Source organism: Microlunatus panaciterrae (assembly GCF_016907535.1).
GTDB lineage: Bacteria > Actinomycetota > Actinomycetes > Propionibacteriales > Propionibacteriaceae > Microlunatus > Microlunatus panaciterrae.
The window spans coordinates 2721484-2744441 of the sequence record NZ_JAFBCF010000001.1; the positions used below are offsets into that span (position 1 = coordinate 2721484).

General features: G+C 66.5%; 37 protein-coding genes. 35 read left to right on the plus strand and 2 right to left on the minus strand.

All coding sequences use genetic code 11. The annotated features are described in order from the left end of the window. Positions 1-362 precede the first annotated feature (362 nt). The 26 genes from rpsJ to JOE57_RS12520 all read left to right on the plus strand — a co-directional run bounded on the left by rpsJ (position 363) and on the right by JOE57_RS12520 (position 16003). The gene (rpsJ, locus tag JOE57_RS12395; RefSeq protein WP_012923688.1) at positions 363-671 is read left to right on the plus strand and encodes a 30S ribosomal protein S10; all 309 of its coding nucleotides are present in this window, start codon (positions 363-365) and stop codon (positions 669-671) included. Between the two features lie 14 nt (positions 672-685). Beyond that, positions 686-1342 carry a 50S ribosomal protein L3 gene (gene rplC / locus JOE57_RS12400; protein WP_239578930.1) on the plus strand — a complete coding sequence of 219 codons (657 nt, stop codon included), beginning with the start codon at positions 686-688 and terminating at the stop codon, positions 1340-1342. Next, on the plus strand, positions 1339-2064 hold the full coding sequence (gene rplD / locus JOE57_RS12405; RefSeq protein WP_204918379.1) for a 50S ribosomal protein L4: 726 nt from the start codon (positions 1339-1341) through the stop codon (positions 2062-2064). Before rplC ends, rplD begins: the two co-directional genes overlap by 4 nt. Further along, a complete protein-coding gene (rplW, locus tag JOE57_RS12410) occupies positions 2061-2372 on the plus strand; it encodes a 50S ribosomal protein L23 (RefSeq protein WP_204918381.1) in 312 nt (103 codons plus the stop codon). The genes rplD and rplW overlap by 4 nt, the downstream gene beginning before the upstream one ends. A 42-nt stretch (positions 2373-2414) precedes the next feature. Continuing rightward, a complete protein-coding gene (gene rplB / locus JOE57_RS12415) occupies positions 2415-3251 on the plus strand; it encodes a 50S ribosomal protein L2 (RefSeq protein ID WP_204918383.1) in 837 nt (278 codons plus the stop codon). Between the two features lie 17 nt (positions 3252-3268). Beyond that, positions 3269-3550 (plus strand): 30S ribosomal protein S19, encoded by a 282-nt coding sequence (gene rpsS, locus JOE57_RS12420; protein ID WP_204918384.1) that lies wholly within the window; start codon positions 3269-3271, stop codon positions 3548-3550. Between the two features lie 35 nt (positions 3551-3585). Further along, on the plus strand, positions 3586-4020 hold the full coding sequence (gene rplV, locus JOE57_RS12425; RefSeq protein WP_204918386.1) for a 50S ribosomal protein L22: 435 nt from the start codon (positions 3586-3588) through the stop codon (positions 4018-4020). Between the two features lie 2 nt (positions 4021-4022). Next, entirely contained in the window at positions 4023-4871 is an 849-nt protein-coding gene (gene rpsC / locus JOE57_RS12430) for a 30S ribosomal protein S3 (protein WP_204918388.1), read from the plus strand. Position 4872: 1 nt separating this feature from the next. Beyond that, positions 4873-5292, plus strand: coding sequence for a 50S ribosomal protein L16 (gene rplP / locus JOE57_RS12435; RefSeq protein ID WP_204918390.1), 420 nt, complete (start codon positions 4873-4875; stop codon positions 5290-5292). After that, entirely contained in the window at positions 5292-5531 is a 240-nt protein-coding gene (rpmC, locus tag JOE57_RS12440; RefSeq protein ID WP_204918392.1) for a 50S ribosomal protein L29, read from the plus strand. The genes rplP and rpmC overlap by 1 nt, the downstream gene beginning before the upstream one ends. An 8-nt stretch (positions 5532-5539) precedes the next feature. After that, positions 5540-5851: a 30S ribosomal protein S17 gene (gene rpsQ, locus JOE57_RS12445; protein ID WP_204920425.1), complete on the plus strand. Its 312-nt coding sequence runs from the start codon at positions 5540-5542 to the stop codon at positions 5849-5851. A 74-nt stretch (positions 5852-5925) separates the two neighbouring features. Then, positions 5926-6294 (plus strand): 50S ribosomal protein L14, encoded by a 369-nt coding sequence (rplN, locus tag JOE57_RS12450; protein WP_204918394.1) that lies wholly within the window; start codon positions 5926-5928, stop codon positions 6292-6294. Beyond that, positions 6295-6696 carry a 50S ribosomal protein L24 gene (rplX, locus tag JOE57_RS12455; RefSeq protein WP_239578932.1) on the plus strand — a complete coding sequence of 134 codons (402 nt, stop codon included), beginning with the start codon at positions 6295-6297 and terminating at the stop codon, positions 6694-6696. It begins immediately after the preceding gene. After that, the gene (gene rplE / locus JOE57_RS12460; protein WP_204918396.1) at positions 6696-7265 is read left to right on the plus strand and encodes a 50S ribosomal protein L5; all 570 of its coding nucleotides are present in this window, start codon (positions 6696-6698) and stop codon (positions 7263-7265) included. Before rplX ends, rplE begins: the two co-directional genes overlap by 1 nt. A 1-nt stretch (position 7266) precedes the next feature. Beyond that, positions 7267-7452 (plus strand): type Z 30S ribosomal protein S14, encoded by a 186-nt coding sequence (locus JOE57_RS12465; RefSeq protein WP_204918398.1) that lies wholly within the window; start codon positions 7267-7269, stop codon positions 7450-7452. A gap of 78 nt (positions 7453-7530) precedes the next feature. After that, the gene (gene rpsH / locus JOE57_RS12470) at positions 7531-7938 is read left to right on the plus strand and encodes a 30S ribosomal protein S8 (protein ID WP_204918400.1); all 408 of its coding nucleotides are present in this window, start codon (positions 7531-7533) and stop codon (positions 7936-7938) included. Positions 7939-7965: 27 nt separating this feature from the next. Continuing rightward, the gene (gene rplF, locus JOE57_RS12475) at positions 7966-8508 is read left to right on the plus strand and encodes a 50S ribosomal protein L6 (RefSeq protein WP_204918402.1); all 543 of its coding nucleotides are present in this window, start codon (positions 7966-7968) and stop codon (positions 8506-8508) included. Between the two features lie 2 nt (positions 8509-8510). After that, entirely contained in the window at positions 8511-8894 is a 384-nt protein-coding gene (rplR, locus tag JOE57_RS12480) for a 50S ribosomal protein L18 (RefSeq protein WP_204918403.1), read from the plus strand. A 24-nt stretch (positions 8895-8918) separates the two neighbouring features. Next, positions 8919-9515: a 30S ribosomal protein S5 gene (gene rpsE, locus JOE57_RS12485; protein WP_204918405.1), complete on the plus strand. Its 597-nt coding sequence runs from the start codon at positions 8919-8921 to the stop codon at positions 9513-9515. After that, complete coding sequence (rpmD, locus tag JOE57_RS12490; RefSeq protein WP_204918408.1) at positions 9515-9697, plus strand: 50S ribosomal protein L30; 183 nt, start codon at positions 9515-9517, stop codon at positions 9695-9697. The genes rpsE and rpmD overlap by 1 nt, the downstream gene beginning before the upstream one ends. Before the next feature lies 1 nt (position 9698). Next, the gene (rplO, locus tag JOE57_RS12495; RefSeq protein ID WP_204918409.1) at positions 9699-10166 is read left to right on the plus strand and encodes a 50S ribosomal protein L15; all 468 of its coding nucleotides are present in this window, start codon (positions 9699-9701) and stop codon (positions 10164-10166) included. 220 nt (positions 10167-10386) lie between these two features. After that, positions 10387-11694: a preprotein translocase subunit SecY gene (gene secY / locus JOE57_RS12500; protein WP_204918411.1), complete on the plus strand. Its 1308-nt coding sequence runs from the start codon at positions 10387-10389 to the stop codon at positions 11692-11694. Then, positions 11694-12260: an adenylate kinase gene (locus JOE57_RS12505; RefSeq protein WP_204918413.1), complete on the plus strand. Its 567-nt coding sequence runs from the start codon at positions 11694-11696 to the stop codon at positions 12258-12260. The genes secY and JOE57_RS12505 overlap by 1 nt, the downstream gene beginning before the upstream one ends. A 7-nt stretch (positions 12261-12267) precedes the next feature. Then, entirely contained in the window at positions 12268-13095 is an 828-nt protein-coding gene (map, locus tag JOE57_RS12510; RefSeq protein WP_204920427.1) for a type I methionyl aminopeptidase, read from the plus strand. 100 nt (positions 13096-13195) lie between these two features. Then, on the plus strand, positions 13196-15301 hold the full coding sequence (locus tag JOE57_RS12515; protein ID WP_204918415.1) for a prolyl oligopeptidase family serine peptidase: 2106 nt from the start codon (positions 13196-13198) through the stop codon (positions 15299-15301). Then, positions 15302-16003 (plus strand): GNAT family N-acetyltransferase, encoded by a 702-nt coding sequence (locus JOE57_RS12520; protein ID WP_204918417.1) that lies wholly within the window; start codon positions 15302-15304, stop codon positions 16001-16003. It begins immediately after the preceding gene. Positions 16004-16036: 33 nt separating this feature from the next. On the opposite strand, the gene JOE57_RS12525 is transcribed toward JOE57_RS12520, so the two are convergent. Together JOE57_RS12525 and JOE57_RS12530 are read right to left on the minus strand one after the other, a co-directional pair. Next, on the minus strand, positions 16037-16648 hold the full coding sequence (locus JOE57_RS12525; RefSeq protein ID WP_204918419.1) for a dihydrofolate reductase family protein: 612 nt from the start codon (positions 16646-16648) through the stop codon (positions 16037-16039). A gap of 76 nt (positions 16649-16724) precedes the next feature. Further along, on the minus strand, positions 16725-17246 hold the full coding sequence (locus JOE57_RS12530) for an NUDIX domain-containing protein (RefSeq protein ID WP_204918421.1): 522 nt from the start codon (positions 17244-17246) through the stop codon (positions 16725-16727). Between the two features lie 428 nt (positions 17247-17674). Here JOE57_RS12530 and JOE57_RS18975 point away from each other — a divergent pair, with 428 nt between their 5' ends. From JOE57_RS18975 to rpsD, 9 genes are all read left to right on the plus strand, one after another. Next, complete coding sequence (locus JOE57_RS18975) at positions 17675-18040, plus strand: DUF1707 domain-containing protein (protein ID WP_204918423.1); 366 nt, start codon at positions 17675-17677, stop codon at positions 18038-18040. 91 nt (positions 18041-18131) lie between these two features. Then, positions 18132-19289: a neutral zinc metallopeptidase gene (locus tag JOE57_RS12540; RefSeq protein WP_204918425.1), complete on the plus strand. Its 1158-nt coding sequence runs from the start codon at positions 18132-18134 to the stop codon at positions 19287-19289. A gap of 109 nt (positions 19290-19398) precedes the next feature. Continuing rightward, positions 19399-20271: a GTP-binding protein LepA gene (locus tag JOE57_RS12545; protein ID WP_204918426.1), complete on the plus strand. Its 873-nt coding sequence runs from the start codon at positions 19399-19401 to the stop codon at positions 20269-20271. 3 nt (positions 20272-20274) lie between these two features. Next, positions 20275-20481: an RNA-binding S4 domain-containing protein gene (locus JOE57_RS12550; protein ID WP_204918428.1), complete on the plus strand. Its 207-nt coding sequence runs from the start codon at positions 20275-20277 to the stop codon at positions 20479-20481. 133 nt (positions 20482-20614) lie between these two features. Then, positions 20615-20836, plus strand: coding sequence for a translation initiation factor IF-1 (gene infA / locus JOE57_RS12555; RefSeq protein ID WP_091075514.1), 222 nt, complete (start codon positions 20615-20617; stop codon positions 20834-20836). Between the two features lie 102 nt (positions 20837-20938). After that, positions 20939-21052, plus strand: a complete 114-nt coding sequence (rpmJ, locus tag JOE57_RS12560; RefSeq protein WP_002514836.1) for a 50S ribosomal protein L36 — start codon at positions 20939-20941, stop codon at positions 21050-21052. 221 nt (positions 21053-21273) lie between these two features. Beyond that, the gene (gene rpsM / locus JOE57_RS12565; RefSeq protein ID WP_204918430.1) at positions 21274-21648 is read left to right on the plus strand and encodes a 30S ribosomal protein S13; all 375 of its coding nucleotides are present in this window, start codon (positions 21274-21276) and stop codon (positions 21646-21648) included. A gap of 71 nt (positions 21649-21719) precedes the next feature. Beyond that, complete coding sequence (rpsK, locus tag JOE57_RS12570; RefSeq protein WP_204918432.1) at positions 21720-22124, plus strand: 30S ribosomal protein S11; 405 nt, start codon at positions 21720-21722, stop codon at positions 22122-22124. A 41-nt stretch (positions 22125-22165) separates the two neighbouring features. Beyond that, on the plus strand, positions 22166-22771 hold the full coding sequence (rpsD, locus tag JOE57_RS12575; protein WP_204918433.1) for a 30S ribosomal protein S4: 606 nt from the start codon (positions 22166-22168) through the stop codon (positions 22769-22771). The last annotated feature ends 187 nt before the right edge of the window (positions 22772-22958 follow it).

Here is a 22958-nt window from a genome sequence, read left to right on the forward strand (position 1 = left end):
GACCATTAGGGCGGTGGGCGCTCGCGTGTTACGTTCGACGGACAGAGATCGCGCGTCTCGAGCCTGAATCCGGCTCGATTTGGCATGGCGCACGAACTCTGACAGAATCTTCGGGTTGCTCCGACGGAGTCGCCGGGGTGTGCCATGGGACTGTCAAGGTCCAGGCCGCCGCACCGCGAGACTTCCAGAAAGTCTGGCCTCAGGGTCGGACGCCACCCCTAGCACGCAGGAACTGCGGGCTCTGGCGTGTCCAGCAAGTACGACACGCCCGACCTCGGGGGTCGTACCAGGAGAGACACTCGGCTCCGGCCGGGAACAGCAGGAATTTGCCGGTAGTAGCAGTACGAGCAGAAGGACTAACTGTGGCGGGACAAAAGATCCGCATCAGGCTTAAGGCCTATGACCACGAGGTCATCGACTCGTCGGCGCGCAAGATCGTCGACACGGTGACTCGTACGGGTGCGAAGGTTGCCGGCCCGGTGCCGCTGCCGACCGAGAAGAACGTGTTCTGCGTGATCCGTTCTCCGCACAAGTACAAGGACAGCCGCGAGCACTTCGAGATGCGTACGCACAAGCGGCTCATCGACATCATCGACCCCACCCCGAAGACCGTCGACTCGCTGATGCGGCTCGACCTCCCCGCGGGTGTCGACATCGAGATCAAGCTCTGAGGGACGAACAGATCATGAGCGAACGTAAAGTGAAGGGGCTGCTGGGCACCAAGCTCGGCATGACCCAACTCTGGGACGAGAACAACCGCATCGTGCCGGTCACCGTCGTCCAGGCCGGACCGTGCGTCGTGACGCAGGTCCGCACCCCCGACCGAGAGGGCTACAACGCGGTCCAGCTCGGCTTCGGCGCGATCAAGGCGAAGAAGGTCACCAAGCCGGCTGCCGGCCACTTCGAAGCTGCCGGGGTCACGCCACGCAAGCACCTGGTCGAGATCCGCACCTCTGACGCCTCGGAGTACACGCTCGGCCAGGAGCTGGCTGCTGACGTGTTCGCCGCCGCCGAGGTCATCGACGTCACCGGGGTCAGCAAGGGCAAGGGCACCGCCGGCGTCATGAAGCGGCACGGCTTCCACGGTCTGCGCGCCAGCCACGGTGTGCACCGCAAGCACCGCTCGCCCGGTTCCATCGGCGGCTGCGCCACCCCCGGTCGTGTTTTCAAGGGTCTGAAGATGGCCGGCCGGATGGGTGTCGACCGGGTCACCGTGCAGAACCTGACCGTGCACGCCGTCGACGCTGAGCGAGGGCTGATCCTGATCAAGGGCGCCATCCCTGGCAACAAGGGTGGCCTCGTGGTGCTGCGCAGCGCGGCCAAGAGAGGAGAGGTGGCATGAGCGAGAACCGCACCGTTGACGTGCTCGACCCGACGGGCAAGAAGAGCGGCACCGCCGATCTGCCTGCGGAGATCTTCGACGTCCAGACCAACATCCCCCTGATCCACCAGGTTGTGGTGGCCCAGCTGGCCGCAGCCCGACAGGGGACGCACTCCACCAAGACCCGCGCCGAGGTGCGTGGCGGTGGCGCCAAGCCTTACCGGCAGAAGGGCACCGGCCGCGCCCGGCAGGGTTCGCGTCGTGCTCCGCAGTGGGTCGGCGGTGGCGTTGTGCACGGCCCGACCCCGCACGGCTACGCCCAGCGGACGCCCAAGAAGATGATCGCCGCTGCGCTCCGCGGGGCCCTGTCCGACCGGGCCCGTGACGGCCGCGTGCATGTCATCTCCGACCTGGTGTCGGGGGACAACCCGTCGACCAAGGCAGCTCTTGCCGCGCTGGCCGCGGTGACCGACTCCGCCAAGCTGCTGGTCGTGCTGGGTCGAGACGAAGACCTCGCCTGGCTGAGCCTGCGCAACGCGGCTCACATCCACGCGCTGGCTGTCGACCAGATCAACGCCTACGACGTGCTCGTCGCCGACGACGTGGTCTTCACCTCGGTCGCGTTGGAGGCCTTCCTGGCCGGTCCGGCGAGCGGCAAGAGTGCCACCGCCGTCGCCCGTGAGAGCGAGGTCGAGCCGACCAATGCCGAGATCGCCACGGCCGCCGAGGAGGAGGACAAGTGAGCAACACCCTGAAGATCCGCGATCACCGCGATGTCCTGCTCGCCCCTGTGGTGAGCGAGAAGAGCTACGGGTTGCTGGACGAGAACAAGTACACGTTCCTGGTGGCGCCCGGCGCCAACAAGACCGAGATCAAGATCGCCGTGGAGACGATCTTCAAGGTCAAGGTCACGAGCGTGAACACCATCAACCGGACTGGCAAGAAGCGTCGCACGCGCAGCGGTATGGGCAAGCGTCCCGATACCAAGCGCGCCATCGTGAGCGTCGCCGAAGGCGAGCGCATTGACATCTTCTCCGGCCCGGTCGGCTGACCGAGTCTTCGAGAACACAGATAGCGATAAGGACTAGACCTCATGGGTATCCGTAAGTACAAGCCGACAAGCGCGGGCCGTCGTGGCTCGTCGGTTGCCGACTTCGTGGAGCTGACCCGGTCGACCCCGGAAAAGTCGTTGCTGCGTCCCAGCCCGAAGACGGGTGGTCGTAACAACACCGGACGGATCACGACCCGGCACATCGGCGGTGGACACAAGCAGTCCTACCGGTTGATCGACTTCAAGCGGTATGACAAGGACGGCGTTCCGGCGAAGGTCGCTCACATCGAGTACGACCCGAACCGGACCGCGCGGATCGCGCTGCTGCACTTCGCCGATGGCGAGAAGCGCTATATCATCGCGCCGCATGGCATGGGCCAGGGCGCGGTGGTCGAGGCCGGCGAGGCCGCCGACATCAAGCCGGGCAACAACCTCCCGCTGCGCAACATCCCGGTCGGCACCGTCGTGCACGCCGTGGAGCTGCGTCCCGGGGGTGGTGCGAAGATCGGCCGTTCGGCCGGCGCGTCGGTGCAGCTGGTCGCCCGTGAGGGCAAGACCGCGACACTGCGGATGCCGTCCGGCGAGATGCGACTTGTTGATGTCCGTTGCCGCGCAACGGTGGGCGAGGTCGGCAATGCCGAGCAGTCCAACATCAACTGGGGCAAGGCCGGCCGCAACCGCTGGAAGGGCAAGCGCCCGACTGTCCGCGGTGTGGCCATGAACCCGATCGACCACCCCCATGGTGGCGGTGAGGGCAAGACCTCCGGCGGTCGTCACCCGGTTTCTCCGTGGGGCAAGGCTGAGGGTCGTACTCGAAACAAGAACAAGGCGAGCACTCGCCTGATTGTCCGCCGTCGCAAGACCGGCAAGAAGCGCTGATTGGGAGCCAGGAAGTTATGCCACGCAGCCTGAAGAAGGGTCCCTTCGTTGATGACCACCTCGCCAAGAAGGTGGAGGTTCAGAACGAAAAGGGAACGAAGAATGTGATCAAGACCTGGTCGCGTCGTTCGATGATCGTGCCCGACATGATCGGTCACACCATCGCGGTGCACGACGGTCGCAAGCATGTGCCGGTCTTCGTGACCGACTCCATGGTTGGCCACAAGCTGGGGGAGTTCGCCCCGACGCGGACTTTCCGTGGCCATGAGAAGGACGACCGTAAGGCACGCCGCCGCTGAGGCGTCGCGAGACACAAGAGGAATCTGATTTCATCATGAGCGAAAAGGACAAGACACGGCCCAGCCGCCGCGCTGCCCTGCTCGGGGAACGTCCCGGCTCGTACGCCATCGCGCGTCAGGTCCGGATGTCACCGACCAAGGTGCGTCGCGTGGTCGACCTGGTGCGCGGGATGGACGTCGCCGACGCCCTGAACACGCTTCAGTTCGCACCACAGGCGGCGAGCGAGCCGGTCTACAAGGTGCTCGCCAGCGCCGTGGCCAACGCCGAGACCACCGACGGCCTGAAAAGGGACGACCTGTTCGTCTCGCAGGCTTTCGTGGACGAGGGGATGACCATGCGTCGGATCCGGGCCCGCGCGAAGGGAAGCGCCAGCCGCATCCTGAAGCGTGCCAGCCACATCACGGTCGTCGTCGAACCGCGACCGGCACTGTCGGTCAACTCAAAGAACTCGTCTGAGAAGGGAGCCTGAGCATGGGACAGAAGATCAACCCCAATGGTTTCCGCCTCGGGATCACCACCGACCACAAGAGCCGTTGGTACGCCGACAAGCTCTACTCGGCCTACGTAGGTGAGGATGTCAAGATCCGCAACCTGCTGACCAAGGGCCTGGAGCGGGCCGGGATCTCCTCGGTGGAGATCGAGCGGACCCGTGACCGGGTACGCGTCGACATCTACACCGCCCGTCCGGGCATCGTGATCGGCCGCAACGGCGCCGAGGCGGAGCGGGTGCGTGGCGACCTGGAGAAGCTGACCGGCAAGCAGGTCCAGCTGAACATCCTCGAGGTCAAGAACCCCGAGATCGATGCCCAGCTGGTGGCCCAGGGCGTGGCCGAGCAGCTCGGCTCGCGAGTCGCGTTCCGCCGTGCCATGCGCAAGGCGCAGCAGACCGCGATGCGCTCCGGTGCCAAGGGCATCCGGATCCAGTGCTCGGGTCGTCTGGGCGGCGCCGAGATGAGTCGTTCGGAGTTCTACCGCGAGGGTCAGGTGCCGCTGCACACGCTGCGCGCCGACATCGACTACGGCTTCTACGAGGCCCGGACGAACTTCGGCCGGATCGGCGTCAAGGTCTGGATCTACAAGGGTGACGTCTCCGGCACCAGGGCAGAGCGTGCGGCACAGAAGGCCGCCCGCAACGCCGCCGGTGGTGGCCGCCGGCCCGGTCGCGGTGACCGTCGCCCCGCTCGCGCGGGCGATCGCCCGGAGCGCGGTGGACGCCGTCGCGCCGAGGGTGCCGCCGAGGCACCTGCCGCTTCGGCGGCTCCCGCTACCGAGAACACCGCGGCTGACGCCAGCGCGTCGGCAGCCGAGAGAGGGGCCTGAGATGTTGGTACCCCGCAGGGTCAAGTTCCGCAAGCAGCACCACCCGCGGCGGACGGGCAACGCCAAGGGCGGCACCAAGCTGGCCTTCGGCGAGTTCGGCATCCAGGCGCTGGAGGCCCACTACGTCACCAACCGCCAGATCGAGTCGGCGCGTATCGCGATGACCCGTCACATGAAGCGTGGTGGCAAGGTGTGGATCAACATCTACCCCGACCGCCCGCTGACCAAGAAGCCTGCCGAGACCCGGATGGGTTCCGGCAAGGGTTCCCCGGAGTGGTGGATCGCCAACATCAAGCCGGGACGGGTGATGTTCGAGGTGTCCGGTGTCGATGAGTCCGTGGCCCGTGAGGCGATGCGCCTGGCCATCCACAAGTTGCCGATGAAGTGCCGCTTCATCAGGCGCGAAGCAGGTGAGATCTGATGGCGAAGACCGCTACCGCCGGTGAGCTGCGTGGCCTGAGCCGCGTCGAGCTCAACACCAAGGTGACCGAGCTGAAGGAAGAGCTGTTCACGCTGCGGTTCCAGGCCGCTACCGGTCAGCTGGAGTCGCACGGACGGCTGCGCGAGGTCCGCAAGGACATCGCCCGGATCTACACCGTGCTCCAGGAGCGCAACCTCGGCATCGTCGAGGATCCGGACGCAGACGAGAGCAAGGCATGACACCCGAGATGAGCGAGAACATGAGCGAAGAAGTCACGACCTCGGTCCTCTCGACCGAGCACGATGCCAGCCGCGGTCGCCGCAAGGTGCGTGAGGGCCTGGTCGTCAGCGACAAGATGGACAAGACCATCGTTGTCGCGGTCGAGGACCGGGTGAAGCACAAGCTGTACGGCAAGGTGCTGCGGACCACGTCCAAGCTCAAGGCGCACGACGAGCAGAACTCGGCCGGGATCGGTGACCGGGTAGTGATCATGGAGACCCGTCCGCTGTCGGCGACGAAGCGCTGGCGGTTGGTCCAGGTCGTCGAGAAGGCCAAGTAACACAAACCCATTAGTTCCGCCAGGCTCGGGTTCGGTTGAGTCCGAGAACCAGTGAGACAACCAGGAGATAACAGATGATCCAGCAGGAGTCGCGGCTCAAGGTCGCCGACAACACTGGTGCCAAGGAGATCTTGTGCATCCGTGTCCTCGGCGGCTCCGGTCGCCGCTACGCCGGCATCGGCGACGTCATCGTCGCCACCGTGAAGGATGCAATCCCCGGTGGCAACGTGAAGAAGGGCGACGTCGTCAAGGCCGTCATTGTCCGCACCGTCAAGGAGCGCCGTCGCGCTGACGGTTCGTACATCAAGTTCGACGAGAACGCAGCCGTCATCCTCCGAGACGCCGGCGAGCCCCGTGGGACCCGCATCTTCGGCCCGGTGGGCCGGGAGCTGCGCGAGAAGAAGTTCATGCGCATCGTTTCGCTGGCACCGGAGGTGATCTGAATGGCAGGCTCCACCAGGGGACAGGTCAAGCTGCACGTCGTCAAGGGTGACAAGGTCAAGGTCATCGCGGGCAAGGACAAGGGCCTGGTCGGTGAGGTCATCGCTGTACACCCGGCGAGCCACAAGGTGACCGTGCAGGGCGTCAACATTGTGAAGCGCCATCTGCGGGACACGTCAGCGCAGCCCCAGGGCCGGTCCACCACCAAGGGTGGGATCGTCTCCTCGGAGGCCCCGATCCACGTCTCGAACGTGCAGCTGGTGGTCAAGGACGGCGAAGGCAACGAGGTGGCCACCCGGGTCGGTTACGACCGGGTCGAGGTGACCAAGCGGCGCCCCGACGGCTCGGAGTACAAGGCCTTCCGCTCGGTGCGGATCGCCCGCAAGACCGGAGAGGAAATCTGATGAGCACCGCTTCCGCAGAGAAGGTTCTGCCGCGGCTCAAGCAGCGCTACCGCGACGAGATCGTCGCCGCGCTGCGGGACGAGTTCAAGCACGCCAACGTGATGCAGGTGCCCGGCCTGGTCAAGATCGTGGTCAACATGGGTGTCGGTGAGGCAGCCCGCGACTCGAAGCTGATCGACGGTGCCGTCAAGGACCTGGCCACCATCACCGGCCAGAAGCCGCAGGTCACCAAGGCCCGCAAGTCCATCGCCCAGTTCAAGCTGCGTGAGGGAATGCCGATCGGGGCCCATGTCACGCTGCGCGGTGACCGGATGTGGGAGTTCGCCGACCGGCTGCTCACCTTGGCCCTGCCGCGTATCCGTGACTTCCGTGGCCTGTCGTCGAAGCAGTTCGACGGTCGTGGCAACTACACGTTCGGTCTCAACGAGCAGGTCATGTTCCACGAGATCGACCAGGACAGGATCGACCGCGTCCGCGGCATGGACATCACGTTCGTGACGTCCGCGACGAACGACGACGAGGGGCGGGCGCTGCTGAAGCACCTCGGCTTCCCGTTCAAGGAGAACTGATATGGCGAAGACAGCGCTGAAGGTCAAGCAGGCTCGCAAGCCGAAGTTCGGTGTCCGGGGTTACAGCCGGTGCCAGAAGTGTGGCCGCCCCAAGGCCGTGTTCCGCAAGTTCGGCCTGTGCCGGATCTGCCTGCGCGACATGGCTCACAAGGGCGAGCTCCCCGGCGTCACCAAGTCCTCCTGGTAACCAGGACCCATCACTTAATACACGCTGCAGGTCCAGGCACCGCCTGGAAACCACGGTGAGAAAGAGGCTAAACCGGCCATGACCATGACCGATCCCATTGCAGACATGCTGACCCGTCTGCGCAACGCCAACCAGGCGTACCACGATGTCGCCACGATGCCGCACAGCAAGATCAAGGTCGGCATCGCGGACATCCTCGCAGCCGAGGGCTACATCGCCGGCTACGAGGTCAACGAGCCCAAGGAGGGCGAGGTCGGCAAGACCTTGTCCATCACCTTGAAGTACGGCCAGAACCGAGAGCGTTCGATCGCCGGTGTGCGCCGCATCTCCAAGCCCGGCCTGCGGGTGTACGCGAAGTCGACCGGCCTGCCCAAGGTTCTGGGTGGGCTCGGCATCGCGATCATCTCCACCTCCCAGGGCCTGCTGACCGACCGGCAGGCACATTCCAACAGCGTTGGCGGGGAAGTCCTCGCCTACGTCTGGTAAGCGGACGAGACAGAAAGGAACGAAGAGATGTCACGCATTGGCAGACTTCCGATCCCGGTCCCGTCCGGTGTGGAGGTCACCCTCGATGGCCGTCAGGTCTCGGTGAAGGGTCCGAAGGGCACGCTGCAGCATCAGGTTGCTGAGCCCCTGTCGGTCAGCCGCGCCGAGAGCGGCGAGATCCAGATCGCCCGGCCCGACGACGAGCGGCTCAGCCGGTCGCTGCACGGGCTGACCCGTACCCTGGTCGCGAACATGGTGACCGGTGTGACCGAGGGCTACGAGAAGAAGCTCGAGATCGTCGGCGTGGGTTACCGCGTCGTGTCCAAGGGGCCGACGGAGCTGGAGTTTGCGCTCGGTTACAGCCACCCGGTCACGGTGAAGGCGCCTGAGGGCATCACCTTCACTGTGGAGGCCCCGACCCGGCTGTCGGTCCAGGGGATCGACAAGCAGCAGGTGGGCGAGGTGGCTGCGAACATTCGTAAGCTGCGCAAGCCCGAGCCCTACAAGGGCAAGGGTGTCAGGTACGCGGGCGAGCAGGTCCGCCGCAAGGTCGGAAAGGCTGGTAAGTAACGATGGCTGTTTCACTGTCCGCCCGCAAGGGCACATCAGCCAAGACCGCCTCGCGGCTGCGGCGGCAGATCAGGGTGCGCAAGAAGATCTTCGGCGCACCGGATCGGCCTCGCCTGGTGGTGTCCCGTTCAGCCAAGCACATCTTCGTGCAGGTAATCGACGACACCCAGGGCCGCACGCTGGCGTCGGCGTCGTCGATGGAGGCCGAGCTTCGGGGCCTGACCGGTGACAAGACGGCCAAGGCCAAGCAGGTCGGCGAGAAGATCGCCGAGCGCGCCAAGGCTGCCGGCATCGAGAACGTGGTCTTCGACCGCGCCGGACACAAGTACCACGGACGCATCGCAGCGCTGGCAGACGGCGCCCGCGAAGGCGGACTGGGCTTCTAAGACAACGACGGAAAGAGGAAAGCGATGAGTGGATCACAGCGCCGCGGTGGCGGCGCAGGTGGTGAGCGTCGCGGCCGTGACGACCGTCGTGGCCAGGCGCAGGAAAAGAGCAACTACATCGAGCGCGTGGTGGCGATCAACCGCGTAGCCAAGGTGGTCAAGGGTGGTCGTCGGTTCAGTTTCACCGCGCTGGTCGTGGTGGGCGATGGTGATGGCACCGTTGGTGTGGGCTACGGAAAGGCCAAGGAGGTACCGGCGGCTATTGCCAAGGGTGTCGAGGAGGCCAAGAAGCACTTCTTCCGGGTTCCGCGGATCCAGGGCACCATCCCGCACCCGGTCCAGGGCGAGAAGGCTGCGGGTGTCGTGATGCTGCGTCCGGCGTCGCCCGGTACCGGCGTCATCGCCGGTGGTTCGGCGCGCGCCGTACTGGAGTGCGCCGGTGTGCACGATGTGCTCGCCAAGTCCCTCGGCTCGGCCAACGCCATCAACGTCGTGCATGCGACGGTTGAGGCACTGCAGAGCCTTGAGGAGCCGGAGCAGGTGGCCAAGCGCCGCGGCATGTCGGTGGAGCACGTCACGCCGGCCGCCATCCTGCGGGCTCGCGCGGAGGTGACCTCCTGATGCCGCGCCTGAAGGTCAGCCAGGTCCGTTCGACGACCGGCTGCAAGCAGAACCAGCGGGACACCCTCCGCTCTCTCGGCCTGAAGCGCATCGGCGACGTGGCTGTGAAAGAGGACCGTCCCGAAATCCGAGGGATGATCGCAACGGTGACGCATCTCATCACCGTCGAGGAGGTCGACTGACATGGCACTGAAGGTTCATCACCTTCGCCCCGCACCGGGTGCGAAGACGCCGAAGACCCGCGTCGGACGCGGTGAGGGCTCGAAGGGCAAGACCGCTGGTCGCGGTACCAAGGGTTCCAAGGCACGCAACACCATGCCGCAGAACTTCGAGGGTGGCCAGATGCCGTTCCATATGCGGGTCCCGAAGCTGCGCGGCTTCAAGAACCCGTTCCGCACCGAGTACCAGGTCGTCAACCTGGACAAGCTGAGCGCTCTCTACCCAGAGGGTGGCGAGGTGACGGTCGCCGACCTGGTGACCAAGGGTGCGGTCCGTGACGGGAACCTGGTCAAGGTGCTGGGCACCGGCGAGGTCTCGGTGGCCCTGCAGGTGAGCGCCCACGCGTTCTCCGGCAGCGCCAAGGAGAAGATCGCCGCCGCCGGCGGACAGGCCACCGAGCTTGTTCCCTCCGGCAACGGGGCGACCGACTAGCTGGACCACGACATGGCGCAGGGGCGAGCTCGGGTTGGTCGAGCCGCCCCTGCGTCGTCTCAGTGCAGGCCCGGCACGGCTACGGCGGTGCCATCACCGGCCTCGTGAGCTGACGTCACCTCGGCCCGGGAACGGAGCCGGGGAAACTTGATAAAGTCGAGCGGTTCCCGACCGGGGGCCGAAGCCCACCATGGGCCTCGACAGGGAGAGAGGGTTTGGGGTGCTCGCCGCCTTCGGAAATGCGTTCAGGACTCCGGACCTGCGTAAGAAGATCCTGTTCACGCTGGCGATCCTTGCGATCTTCCGGCTGGGTTCGGTCATCCCCGTACCCAATGTCAACGTCAAGCAGGTCAACGTCTGCCTGACCGCGGCCCAGTCCGGTGAGAACCGGGGGCTGTACTCGCTGATCAACCTGTTCTCCGGCGGTGCCTTGCTGCACCTGGCCGTGTTCGCGCTCGGCATCATGCCGTACATCACCGCCAGCATCATCCTGCAGCTGCTCACTGTCGTGATCCCACGGCTGGAGGCGCTGAAGAAGGAGGGCCAGGCGGGTCAGACCAAGATCACCCAGTACACCCGCTATCTGACCCTGGTGTTGGCGCTGCTGAACGCGACCGCGTTCGTCACCCTGGCCGTCAACGACCAGGTCTTCACCAACTGTCCGGGGGTGGTCTACGACAAGGGCATCTTCCCGGTGGTGACGATGATCCTCACCATGGTCGCCGGGGCCAGCATCATCATGTGGCTGGGTGAGCTGATCACCGAGCGCGGTGTCGGCAACGGCATGTCGGTGATGATCTTCACCCAGATCGCCGCCACGTTCCCGACCGCGTTGTGGGGTCTCAAGACGGCCCGGCCGGGAGCCCAGGGCTGGATCGTCTTCCTGCTCGTGCTCGTGCTCGGCCTGATTGTGATGGCGGGCGTCATCTTCATCGAGCAGTCGCAGCGGCGGATCCCGGTGCAGTACGCCAAGAAGATGGTCGGCAGCAGGATGCTCGGCGGCTCGACCACCTACATCCCGATCAAGGTCAACCAGGCCGGCGTCATCCCGGTCATCTTCGCCTCGTCGCTGATCTACCTTCCGGTGCTGTACTCGCAGTTCCGACCGAACTCGCCGGTCTCGACCTGGATCCAGCAGCACTTCGTCCGCGGCGACCACCCGATCTACATGATCGCCTACTTCCTGCTCATCGTGTTCTTCACGTACTTCTACGTGGCCATCACGTTCAACCCGAACGAGGTCGCCGACAACATGAAGAAGTACGGTGGGTTCATCCCCGGCATCCGGGCCGGCAAGCCGACCGAGGACTACCTGAGCTATGTGCTGTCCCGGCTGACCTTCCCCGGCTCGCTCTACCTCGGCCTGATCTCCCTGCTGCCGTCCGTCGCCTTCATCCTGCTGAATGCGAACCAGAACTTTCCCTTCGGCGGCACCTCGATCCTCATCATCGTCGGCGTCGGCCTGGACACGGTGAAGCAGATCGAGAGCCAGCTCCAGCAAAGAAACTACGAAGGATTCCTCCGCTGATGCGACTGTTGATTATGGGCCCGCCGGGTGCGGGCAAGGGCACCCAGGCCAAGAAGATCGCCGAGCACTACGGCATCCCGGCCGTCTCCACCGGTGACATCTTCCGCGCCAACGTCGCCGCCGGCACTCCGCTCGGCCTCGAGGCGAAGCGGATCATGGCCGAGGGCGGCTATGTCAGCGACGAGATCACCAACGGCATCGTCGCCAACCGGTTGGACGAGGATGACGCCGAGCACGGCTTCCTGCTCGACGGCTACCCGCGGACGCTGCCCCAGGTGCACGCGCTGGACGCGATGCTGGGTGCCCGCGGCCACCGCCTCGACCACGTGATCTCCCTGCAGGCCGACGTCGACGCGATCGTCGAGCGGCTGAAGAAGCGCGCCGAGCTGGAGGGCCGCGAGGACGACACCGAGGAGGCGATCCGGGTCCGGCAGGAGGTCTACGCCAAGGAGACGGCCCCCCTGCTGGCGGTGTTCTCCGAGCGTGGTCTGTTGGTCGAGGTGGACGGGCTCGGGTCGATGGACGAGGTGTCCGAGCGGATCTTCGCCGCGCTGGATGCCGGCTGACGACGCGATGTTCTGGACCCCGCGGGGCGTGGAGCTGAAGAAGCCGCACCAGCTGCAGCAGATGCGCAAGGCGGGCCTGGTCGTCGCCAGGGCACTCGAGGCGACCACCGCGGCGGCCCGACCGGGGGTGAGCACCGCCGAACTCGATGCGGTGGCAGCTGACGTGATCGCCGCTGCCGGGGCCACGCCGTCGTTCCTCGGCTACCACGGCTTTCCCGGCGTCACCTGCATCTCGGTCAACGAGGAGGTCGTGCACGGCATCCCGGGTGAGCGGGTGCTCGTCGAAGGTGACCTGGTTTCGATCGACTGCGGCGCCATCGTCGACGGCTGGCACGGTGACTCCGCCCGCACCGTCTTCGTGGGCGAGGCCTCGCCGGAGGCTCAGGCTTTGAGCGAGGCCACCCGGATGGCGTTGTGGCAGGGGATGGCGGCTGCCGCGCTCGGTGGGCACGTCACCGACATCTCCGCTGCGGTGGAGGACTACGTTCGCTCCCTCGACAACCGGTACGGCATCGTCGAGGAGTACGTCGGACACGGCATCGGCTCGGCCATGCACCAGCCGCCCGACGTACCGAACTTCGGCCGGGCGGGGCGCGGTCCGAGGATCGTGGAAGGGCTGGCCCTGGCGGTGGAGCCGATGCTCACCCTCGGCGAACCGGACAACCGGGTGCTGGCCGACGACTGGACGGTCGTCACCGCAGACGGTTCGCTGGCCTGCCACTGGGAGCACACCATGACCGTCACCAGGAACGGCATCTGGGTGCTGACGGCCGAGGACGGAGGCGAGGAGCTGCTGTCCCAGCTCGGCGTCGCGTTCGGTCCGCTCGCTGACTGAGCCGCCCGAGGATGAGACGGGGGCCGGGGGAGACGCCGACAGCCGCGACCTAGAGTGGGGGACAGTCCCTCCGCCCCACCCCCTTCTTCTGAGGATCACGATGCCGCCGAGCTATCCCGAGTCCCGCCGCGCCGATGTCGTCGAGGACCTGCACGGTCTTCGGATCGCCGACCCGTACCGCTGGCTCGAGGACCCCGACGCCCCTGAGACCGCCGACTGGGTGCGGAGACAGAACGCGGTCACCGATGCCCACCTGGCCGAGCTGCAGGACCGCGACTGGTTCCGCCGCACGATGGGTGCGATCGTCCACCGACCGCGGGCCGGAGTGCCGCAGAAGAAGGGCGGCTGGTACTTCGTGTCGCGCAACGACGGCTTGCAGGCGCAGGACGTCTGGTACGTGGCCGCGACCCTGGACGAGCTGCTGGCCGGCGGTCGGGTGATCATCGACCCCAACACGCTGTCCGACCAGGGCACCGACTCCGTCAGCTCGTTCACGGTGAGCGCCGACGGGTGCTACCTCGCCTACACGGTGAGTGAGGGCGGCAGCGACTGGCAGACGTTCAGGCTGCTCGAGGTGGCCACCGGTCAGCCGGTGGACGACGTCGCCATCCAGACCAAGTTCTCCTCGCCGACGTGGCTGCCGGACAGCACCTCCTACCTGTACACCGACTTCTCCCATGCTGGCCATGCTGCCGGCACCCAGACCGCGGCACTGGGCGGAGCCAAGTTGCGCCTGCACCGGCTGGGACAGCAACAGGACCGCGACGAGCTGATCCTGGAGTTCCCGGAGAACGACCAGCTGATGTTCTGGCCGGAGCTGTCCCACGACCACAAGCTCGTGGTGGTGACCGTGGTGGAGGGCACCGAGAACCGCAACCGACTGTGGGTCTACCGCGTCGAGGACGTCGACGGCCTCAGCCGGCTGTCCGGGCCGGTCAAGCTCATCGACGAGCCGGTGGCTGAGTTCTCACTGGTCCGGGTCGACGGGTCGGTGCTCTACCTGAGCACCGATCTGGATGCCCCCCGCGGCCGGATCGTCCGCTGCGACCTGGACGCGTTCGAAGCCTCGGGCAGGCTCGAGCTCGAGCCCCTGCTGGCCGAGGGAGGGGCGACACTGCAGGCGGCGACCGCGGCCGGTGATGTGCTGGTCACCTTCGCCCTGCAGGACGCCACCCCGAAGATCGACCGGTACGCGCTGGACGGCCGGCACCTCGGCCCGGTCGAGGTGCCCGGGGGTTCCGTGGTGGCCGTCGAGAGCGAGGCAGGTGACAGCGAGGCGTTCATCGGGATGTCCTCGGTCACCTCGCCGACCCGGGCCTTCCTGCTGGACCCTGCTACCGGCACCGTACGCGGCCTGGACGGGCTGGTGCCGGCCGGCGAGTCGACGTTCAGCCCGCCCGAGGTGACGGTGCAACGCCGGTCGGCGACGAGCGCGGACGGCACCGCTGTGCCGTACTTCCTGATCGCACCGGCCGGCACGGACCTGTCCCGGCCGCGGCCCACTCTGCTGTACGGCTACGGCGGCTTCAAGATCCCGGTACTGGCCGACTACCGGCCGGGCTGGTCGGCCTGGTTGGCTGCCGGCGGGGTGCTGGCCATCGCCAACCTGCGGGGCGGTGGCGAGTTCGGCAGCGACTGGTACGACCAGGGCAGGCTCGCCAACAAGCAGAACGTCTTCGACGACTTCATCGCCGTCGGAGAGCACCTGAAGCAGACCGGCGTCACCACCACCGGACAGCTGGCGCTGCATGGCCGCAGCAACGGCGGCCTGCTCGTCGGAGCGGTGATGACCCAGCGTCCCGACCTGGCGGCGGTCGCGCTGCCCGGCGTCGGCGTGCTGGACCTGCTGCGCTTCCACAAGTTCACCATCGGCGCAGCCTGGATCTCCGACTACGGCAACCCGGATGACCCGGACCAGTTCCAGACCGCGCTGGCCTACTCCCCACTGCACAACGTCCGGCCGGGCACCAGCTATCCGGCGACACTGGTCCTCACCGGAGACCACGACGACCGGGTGGTGCCACTGCACAGCCACAAGTTCACTGCGGCTCTGCAGCACGCACACTCGGGCCAGGCCCCGGTGCTGACCCGGGTCGAGGTGGCGACCGGGCACGGGATGGGCAAGCCCACCCAGATGGTCGCGGCCGAGTGGGCCGACCTGCTCGCCTTCGCCGCCCACCACACCGGGCTGCGGCCGGCCGGCTGAGTGGACACCCACACCGAGGCCATCGTCCGGCTCGCCTGGGCCCACCGGCTCGGCCTGGACCCTGACACGCTGGCGCCGAGCGGGGCATCGCGGGTCCACCTGGTCCAAGCCGGCGCCGAGGCGCTCTCGGTGCTTCGACTGGGCGAACAGACCGTCGTCGTGGGTCCGCACTGGGCCGTCGAGGCCGCCGCCCGGGTCGACGATCGGGACCTGTGCCGCACCAGTACGCTGCTGCGGCTCACCGCAGACCATGGCGCCCGGGCGTTGGCCGAGGTGGTGCTGGCCTACACCGACGACTACGTCCAGCTCTCCGATCTCGACGCCGCGGTGGTCACCGACGACCCGCAGGCCGTACTCGACCTCGAACGGTCCTGCCCGCCCGATGACGTCACCGCGGTCGGGCTGACGCGCCTGGCCGCCCGGTTCGTGCTGATCGACGTCGACGACAGTCCCGTCGCCGGGGCGGGGTTCGACATCGGCGGTGGGATCCTCGCCGAGCTCGGCGTGCTGACGGCACTGCGATCGAGGCGGTCCGGGCACGGGCTGCGGATCGCGGCGCTGGCCACCAATGCCGCCCTGGACGAGGGGCTGGTCCCGCAGTGGAGCCTCCAGGAGGGTCACGCGGCGGCCGCCGCGATCGGTCACAGGCTGGGCTTCCGCCCGTTCGGCCGCTGGGCCGGCGTGCTGCTGCCCAGTGGTTGACGACCTCTCCGTGCGCTCGGCGGGTGCCGTCGGTCAGTCCAGGGCGAATGACCCGGTGACGATCTCGCCGGCCGGCTGATAGGTCCCGATCATCACTCCGGTGGTGGAGACCACGCTGTCGACGAGCTTCAGTGCGGCGGGGATGGTGCCGTCGGAGAACAGGCGCTTGCCCGACCCGATGACGACCGGGAAGACCCACAGCCGATACTGGTCGACCAGGTGGTGACGCAGCAGGGTCTGGATCAGGTGGCCGCTGCCGTGCACCTGCAGCTCCGGTCCGTCCTCCTGCTTGAGCTTGGCGATGCCCTCCGCCGCATCTCCCTCGATCAGCACCGAGTTGCTCCACTCCAGGGTGGGACGACTCCGGGACGCGACGTACTTGATGGCGTCGTTCAAGGGCTTCGCGCCCTCTTCCTCGGTGGCCCGCGGCCAGTGGGCGGCGAAGATGTCGTAGGTCCGGCGACCGAGCACCAGGGAGAACGGCGTGCTCATCGCCCTGCCCATCACCTCACCCATCAGCTCGTCCCAGTAGTTCACCGACCACCCGCCGTAGGCGAAGCCGGCGTCGTCGTCCTCTCCCGGCCCTCCGGGGGCCTGCATGACCCCGTCGAGGGTGAGGAAGGTGCTGACGACCAGTTTTCTCATTGTTCCTGTCCTTTCGATCGGATCCGAGGCCTGCACTGGGCCCGCCGCACCATCAGACCGCCGGGCCGGGCAGAACTCATCGGCCCGCGGACAAGCCGGTCGGCTCCCACTCACTGCGCCGGGTGCGCGCCCAGGCGTACGCGTCGGCGAGGGCACGGTGGATCCATGGCTGCAGCGGAAGGCCGTCGAGCTGCTCGGGGGCGAACCAGCCGAGATCGAGAATGCCCTCGCCCGTCTCGAGGACGACGTCATGGTCGTCGAGTCGATCATGGGCGAGGCTGAGCCCGAACATGGTGCTGACGAAGGCGACCTGGTCCCCGTTGGAGTAGGTGACCCGGCAGTCCTGGCCACCGTAGACGCCGACGATGCCGAGCAGCTCGGCGTCCAGGTTGGTCTCCTCCTTGATCTCGCGGACCACAGCCTGTTGCGGAGACTCGTCGGGTTCGATGAGTCCACCGATGGTGGACCAGAGATCGTCGTGCTTGGCCAGCAGCAGATCCCCACGCTCGTTGACGATGGCCGCCGAGACGGACGGCAGCAGCAGCAGATCGTGGCCGAGCTTGGCCCGGACGTCGGCGATGTAGGGCGACAACGGCATGGCTCGAGGTTACTCGTCGCTCCTTCGACCGGCTTCCTCGACAGGCTCAGGACGCGTCAGGCCGCCGATCCATCGAAACCTCGACAGAACGCGACTTCTGCAGGTCCGAAGGCGCCGATTTGGGTGGAAAACTCGACAGAACGCGACTTCTGCAGGTCCGAAGGCGCCGATTTGGGTGGAAAACTCGACAGAACGCGACTTCTGCAGCCTGAAAAGTGGCGGATCTCCGGCAGAACTCGACAGAACGCGACTTCTTGACGTACGTCGTCGGCGATGCACCCGGTTCTGTGCCAACCTCCCGAGACCACTGGCGTTTACCGCCAACAGACGCCTCAGGCTCCTTCGACCCGCTCGGACAGGGTCAGGGAGCGCCCTTCGACGAGCTCAGCACAGCCTCAGGGCAACCCTTCGACAGGTACGCTGGGGAGGTGAGCAACCTACCCATCTCCTCGCCGTACCGGAGTACGCCAAGTGCGCCGGTGAGCGACGCGGAGCGCAACCAGTTGGGCTCACGGCTGAACACGGCGTTCACCGACGGCAAGCTGGAGGCCGACGACTACAAGTCGCGCCTCGACATCCTGTACGCGGCCAGGACGCTGGGTGAGCTGGTCCCGGTGGTGGAGGGGCTGCCGCCGCTGCAGACGTACACCGACCCGGCGATCGTCGCGTCGAATGGTGGCCAGCCCGGGGAGCTGACCGAAGCCCGCAGCGGCCACGGTCTGACCTTGGTGGCGGTCGGGGTGATCGCGGGCGTCGTCCTGCTGATCGCCATCCTGCTGCTCATCCTGCTCTGACGATCTTCGACAAGCCCAGCGTGCGTCAACGTCACCGTCGCTACACTCATCGCGTGCCACAGCCAGCCGTCGGACGTCAGGTCGCTGACTGATGTCGCAGCAGCACCCGCAGTGGGCCCGGCCCCAGTGGCCGGAGCAGAGTCGGCGCCGACGCCGGGTCCTGCCAGCCGTTCTGATCGCACTGTGGGCGGCCGTCGTTTTCGTCCTCTCCTTCGGCGCAGTGCTGATCTTCCAGCAGTACAACAGCACCCAGCTCGGCCAGCCTCAGGTGACGAGCCCCCCGTTGCCGCCCTCGAGCAGTCCCGCCGGACCGACCGATGAGCCGCGGGTGCCCACCCTGGCGCCGCCCCCGCCCACGTCGAGACCGACCCCCAGCCAGCCGCCGACCAGCAGTGCGACGAGCGCGGCGCCGACCGCCGCGAAGTCGACGAAACCTGCCACCACCACCAGGCCGCCCACCGCCAAGCCCAACAAACCCACCAAGCCCAGCAAGCCCGCCACCACGGCCGGCCCGGCGAAGCCACCCACGACCAAGCAGCCCACGGCGCAGCCCAGCAAGAAGCCTGCCAAGCTTCCCAAGGGCGGCGACGAGCCGACGCTGATCAACAACAAGCTCTACCGGCAGCAGCTCAAGGCCTCGGCCTGCAGCCGGCAACCGGGCCCCGTTCCGACCACGACGAAGGCCTACCGGAAGTACATCGACCAGGTACTCACCTGCCTGCAGGCCGCGTACGCCGGACCGCTCAGCCGGGCCGGCTACAAGCTGGACAAGCCGCCGTTGATGATCTACACGTCCTCGGTGGAGACCCCGTGCGGTCAGAGTCCGCCCGGCTACGCGGTGTTCTACTGCGGGGCGAACGAGACCATCTATGCCACCAAGGACGCGCTCGACAGCTATACGACGATGCGGTTGGGTCTCTTCTACGTCCTGTTCCACGAGTACGCGCACCATGTCCAGGAGCGGACCGGGATCCTGAACGCCTCGTACCTGCGCGAGGAGGACTCCCTCGTCGTCAGCCGCCGCACGGAGCTGCAGGCGGAGTGCCTGATGGGCATGACGCTGAGGTCGGTCGGGTCGGTCGGCTACAACGGCACCGACCAGCGGGAGATGGTGGTCTGGCGCAACGCCGTGCCCGACGACATCCACGGGACGTCCAAGTCGCAGCTGTTCTGGATCGACAGGGGACTGAAGACAACGGACTTCGGCCGCTGCAGCACCTGGCTGGCGAGCACCAAACGAGTGCGTTGAACGCCTCGGGGGCGGCCGGCCTCGGCGACGCACAGGCGTAACCTGAATGTGTCGTAAGAGGTGGCCAACGAGGTTGGTTGCCGGTTCAACCGATCGCTAGAATCTGCGCATGCCCAGGCAAGTGATCACCCCGCGCAAGATCGCTGATCATGTTCAGCGGCTGGGTGAGCTCTACCCCCCGATCGACCCCAGTACGGTCGACCGGACCATTCGGCGTCCTGAGCTGGTGAAGCGACGGTTCGGCCACGTCATCGACTACCTGGCTCGGGTCGAGCTTGAGGTCGACCGGAACGTGCTCGAGCTGCTGGTGCTGCTGCCCGATGTCGACGACACCAACCGCACCTTCTTCGCCGACGTCTGGCAGCCACAGGAGCTCCAGCACGGAGTCGTGCTCGACCAGCTGCAGCAGGACCTCGGCCGGGCACCGGCCGAGCCGCACCTCGACGTGTCGGCGAAGATCAAGGTGCTCGGTGCGCTGGCTCACCTGAAGCCGATCCAAGACGTTGCCCGGCTGCTCTACTACCTCACCGGCGCCAGTACGGAACGGCAGGCCGTGCTCGCCTACAACCAGATCAACAGGGGCCTGCGGGAGATGGGTGAGACGGCCATCTCGGAGACGATCATCACTCCGATCAAGCAGCAGGAGCCGGGGCACTTTGCCTTCTACCAGATGTCGGCCACCTCGATGATCCAGAACAACGTCCTCCGACCCTGGCAGATCTTCCTGGCGCGGCTGCTCCGGGAGAGGTCCTACGGGCTGGTTGGGACGAACGCCATGGACAAGTACAAGGCGGACATGGGAGGGGTCGTCGTCGACCTCGGGCTCGACAACGACCTGGAGGGCTACGCCCGCGAGGTCGGTCGGGTGGAGTCGCGGCTGCTGTGGGCACACCAGCAGGGCCTCCAGTTCCCGCCGTACATTCTCAAGGCGCTGCGGGAGAGCGTCGAGAAGTTCTACCAGCGCCAGCTGCAGACGGCGTGATCGATGGTGGACGTGACGATCGAGGGTGACAGCATCAGGCTCGGTCAGCTGCTCAAGCTGGCGAACCTGGTCGACCAGGGCGCCGACGCCAAGGCTCTGCTGGCCAGGGGAGCGGTGCAGGTCAACGGCGTCGTGGAGACCCGGCGGGGGCGTCAGCTTGTTCGCGGTGACCGGATCAGGCTCGGGGCTGCCGAGGTCCGGGTCAGCTGAGGCGTGCTCGCGCGTGCGGCCCGGCCCAGGTCGCTGGGGACAATTTGGGCCGCACGGGATTCTGGCGTAAAGTGTCCTGTCGGTCACCTATGCCGGGTGAGTCACTGTCTGAGCAACAACAGATTGAGAGTTTATGGCGAAGAAAGAGGGCGCTCTAGAGCTGGAGGGCACCGTCGTTGAGGCACTTCCGAACGCGATGTTTCGCGTGGAGCTGGCCAACGGTCACAAGGTGCTGGCCACGATCAGTGGCAAGATGCGTCAGCACTACATCCGCATTCTTCCCGCGGACCGTGTTGTCGTCGAGCTCTCGGCCTACGATCTGACCCGCGGACGGATCGTCTACCGGCACAAGTGACCACCGTCTGCACCACCGGACGGCTGCATCAATCCACCACACGTCGAGTGTGTCCTGCACGAGTGCGGGACAGGCCCGGCGCCGATTCCAGAAAGAAGCTCGATGAAGGTTCAGCCGAGCGTCAAGAAGATCTGCGACAAGTGCAAGGTGATCCGCCGGCACGGTCGCGTGATGGTGATCTGCGACAACCCGCGCCACAAGCAGCGTCAGGGCTGACTTCCTGAGTCTGTCTGCCGTCGGGCCGTAGCACCACCCGTGACGTACGCGAGCCGTACGCGACTGGGACCAACTGAAAAAGCGTGACCGCAAGGCCGGAGCAATCCGGTCCCACCCTCGGAGCGAAGGCCGAGGCCCTGTTGGCGAACCCCATGGTCCGTCTAGGCGGCAGGGACGCGTCACGCCAGACACCTTCGTCAGATGAAAGGTAGAACCGCCTGATGGCACGCCTCATTGGTGTCGACCTCCCACGCGACAAGCGTCTCGAGGTCGCACTCACCTATATCTTCGGCGTGGGTCGTACCCGCGCACTGGAGACCCTGGAGGCCACTCAGATCAGTGGCGACCTCCGTGTCCACCAACTCACCGACGAGCATCTCGTAGCTCTGCGTGACCACATCGAAGCCCACTACCAGGTCGAGGGTGACCTCCGCCGCGAGGTGGCTTCCGATATCCGGCGCAAGGTCGAGATCGGCTCCTACCAGGGCCGTCGTCACCGCAGTGGGCTGCCCGTCCGTGGCCAGCGCACTCGCACCAACGCCCGTGGACGCAAGGGACCGAAGCGTCCGGTCGCCGGCAAGAAGAAGGCGCGGTAGTCCCTCCGGACTACCCGTCTCGACACTGAGCACCCACCTCCAGACTGAATCTCCAGGAGAAACCAAGACTTATGGCTACAGCAGGCCGCAACGCCGGCGCCAAGAAGGTGCGCCGCAAAGAGAAGAAGAACGTGGTCGCCGGCCACGCTCACATCAAGAGCACGTTCAACAACACCGTGATCTCGATCACCGATCCCACCGGTGCCGTGATCGCCTGGGCCTCAGCCGGCACTGTCGGCTTCAAGGGCTCGCGTAAGTCCACTCCGTTCGCCGCCCAGATGGCAGCCGAGGCTGCCGGACGTCGCGCGATGGAGCACGGCATGAAGAGAGTCGACGTGTTCGTCAAGGGACCCGGCTCCGGCCGCGAGACCGCCATCCGTTCGCTCGGTGCGATCGGCCTGGAGGTCGGCGCGATCTCGGACGTCACCCCCGTGCCACACAACGGCTGCCGCCAACCCAAGCGCCGCCGCGTCTAATCCCGACTCGATCTCTGAATACCAAAAGGACTTAACGAACTATGGCCCGCTATACCGGTCCCATGACCAAGAAGTCGCGTCGGCTGGGTGTTGACCTGGTCGGTGGCGACAAGGCGTTCGAGCGCCGTCCCTACCCGCCCGGCGTGCACGGCCGCGGCCGCACGAAGGACTCGGAGTATTCGCTCCAGCTGCGCGAGAAGCAGAAGGCGCGGTTCGCCTACGGCGTCCTGGAGAAGCAGTTCCGTCGCTACTACGAAGAGGCCAACCGGCACTCCGGCAGGACCGGTGACCGGCTGCTCCAGATCCTGGAGTCCCGCCTCGACAACGTGGTCTACCGCGCAGGCTTCGCCAACACCCGTCGCCAGGCCCGCCAGCTCGTTGTGCACGGCCACTTCCTGGTCAACGGCGAGAAGGTCAACATCCCGTCCTACCGGGTCAGCGCCCACGACGTCATCGACGTCAAGGAGAAGTCGCTGAACCTGCACCCACTGGTGGTGGCTCGCGAGACCCACTCCGAGCGGGACGTGCCGGCCTGGATGGATGCCCTGCCCAACCGCATGCGAATCCTGATCCACCAGCTGCCGATCCGGCAGCAGATCGTCATCGACGTTCAGGAACAGCTGATCGTCGAGCTCTACTCCAAGTAGCAGCACACCGCTCTTCGACAGGCTCAGAGCGCGTTCCGCGCCCTGAGCTCGTCGAAGGGCGGAAGCAGAACGCGCCCTGAGCTTGTCGAAGGGCGAAAGCAGAACGCGCCCTGAGCTTGTCGAAGGGCGAAAGCAGAACGCGCCCTGAGCTCGTCGAAGGGCGGACCGTCGGCGTCGGATACGTCGA

Coding starts and splice junctions, on each gene's coding strand:
- rpsC (WP_204918388.1), top strand. CDS start 4,023: ATGGGACAGAAGATCAACCCCAATGGTTTCCGCCTCGGGATCACCACC.
- JOE57_RS12515 (WP_204918415.1), top strand. CDS start 13,196: ATGCCGCCGAGCTATCCCGAGTCCCGCCGCGCCGATGTCGTCGAGGAC.
- JOE57_RS12550 (WP_204918428.1), top strand. CDS start 20,275: ATGGTGGACGTGACGATCGAGGGTGACAGCATCAGGCTCGGTCAGCTG.
- rplE (WP_204918396.1), top strand. CDS start 6,696: ATGAGCACCGCTTCCGCAGAGAAGGTTCTGCCGCGGCTCAAGCAGCGC.
- rplR (WP_204918403.1), top strand. CDS start 8,511: ATGGCTGTTTCACTGTCCGCCCGCAAGGGCACATCAGCCAAGACCGCC.
- JOE57_RS12545 (WP_204918426.1), top strand. CDS start 19,399: ATGCCCAGGCAAGTGATCACCCCGCGCAAGATCGCTGATCATGTTCAG.
- rpsS (WP_204918384.1), top strand. CDS start 3,269: ATGCCACGCAGCCTGAAGAAGGGTCCCTTCGTTGATGACCACCTCGCC.
- rpsM (WP_204918430.1), top strand. CDS start 21,274: ATGGCACGCCTCATTGGTGTCGACCTCCCACGCGACAAGCGTCTCGAG.
- JOE57_RS12530 (WP_204918421.1), bottom strand. CDS start 17,246: ATGCCGTTGTCGCCCTACATCGCCGACGTCCGGGCCAAGCTCGGCCAC.
- rpsK (WP_204918432.1), top strand. CDS start 21,720: ATGGCTACAGCAGGCCGCAACGCCGGCGCCAAGAAGGTGCGCCGCAAA.
- rpsQ (WP_204920425.1), top strand. CDS start 5,540: ATGAGCGAGAACATGAGCGAAGAAGTCACGACCTCGGTCCTCTCGACC.
- rplN (WP_204918394.1), top strand. CDS start 5,926: ATGATCCAGCAGGAGTCGCGGCTCAAGGTCGCCGACAACACTGGTGCC.
- rpmJ (WP_002514836.1), top strand. CDS start 20,939: ATGAAGGTTCAGCCGAGCGTCAAGAAGATCTGCGACAAGTGCAAGGTG.
- infA (WP_091075514.1), top strand. CDS start 20,615: ATGGCGAAGAAAGAGGGCGCTCTAGAGCTGGAGGGCACCGTCGTTGAG.
- rplB (WP_204918383.1), top strand. CDS start 2,415: ATGGGTATCCGTAAGTACAAGCCGACAAGCGCGGGCCGTCGTGGCTCG.
- rplO (WP_204918409.1), top strand. CDS start 9,699: ATGGCACTGAAGGTTCATCACCTTCGCCCCGCACCGGGTGCGAAGACG.
- rplF (WP_204918402.1), top strand. CDS start 7,966: ATGTCACGCATTGGCAGACTTCCGATCCCGGTCCCGTCCGGTGTGGAG.
- rpsD (WP_204918433.1), top strand. CDS start 22,166: ATGGCCCGCTATACCGGTCCCATGACCAAGAAGTCGCGTCGGCTGGGT.
- rpmC (WP_204918392.1), top strand. CDS start 5,292: ATGGCGAAGACCGCTACCGCCGGTGAGCTGCGTGGCCTGAGCCGCGTC.
- rplV (WP_204918386.1), top strand. CDS start 3,586: ATGAGCGAAAAGGACAAGACACGGCCCAGCCGCCGCGCTGCCCTGCTC.
- rpsH (WP_204918400.1), top strand. CDS start 7,531: ATGACCATGACCGATCCCATTGCAGACATGCTGACCCGTCTGCGCAAC.
- rpsE (WP_204918405.1), top strand. CDS start 8,919: ATGAGTGGATCACAGCGCCGCGGTGGCGGCGCAGGTGGTGAGCGTCGC.
- rplX (WP_239578932.1), top strand. CDS start 6,295: ATGGCAGGCTCCACCAGGGGACAGGTCAAGCTGCACGTCGTCAAGGGT.
- rplP (WP_204918390.1), top strand. CDS start 4,873: ATGTTGGTACCCCGCAGGGTCAAGTTCCGCAAGCAGCACCACCCGCGG.
- map (WP_204920427.1), top strand. CDS start 12,268: ATGTTCTGGACCCCGCGGGGCGTGGAGCTGAAGAAGCCGCACCAGCTG.
- JOE57_RS12465 (WP_204918398.1), top strand. CDS start 7,267: ATGGCGAAGACAGCGCTGAAGGTCAAGCAGGCTCGCAAGCCGAAGTTC.
- JOE57_RS12505 (WP_204918413.1), top strand. CDS start 11,694: ATGCGACTGTTGATTATGGGCCCGCCGGGTGCGGGCAAGGGCACCCAG.
- JOE57_RS12540 (WP_204918425.1), top strand. CDS start 18,132: ATGTCGCAGCAGCACCCGCAGTGGGCCCGGCCCCAGTGGCCGGAGCAG.
- rpmD (WP_204918408.1), top strand. CDS start 9,515: ATGCCGCGCCTGAAGGTCAGCCAGGTCCGTTCGACGACCGGCTGCAAG.
- JOE57_RS12525 (WP_204918419.1), bottom strand. CDS start 16,648: ATGAGAAAACTGGTCGTCAGCACCTTCCTCACCCTCGACGGGGTCATG.
- rplD (WP_204918379.1), top strand. CDS start 1,339: ATGAGCGAGAACCGCACCGTTGACGTGCTCGACCCGACGGGCAAGAAG.
- rplC (WP_239578930.1), top strand. CDS start 686: ATGAGCGAACGTAAAGTGAAGGGGCTGCTGGGCACCAAGCTCGGCATG.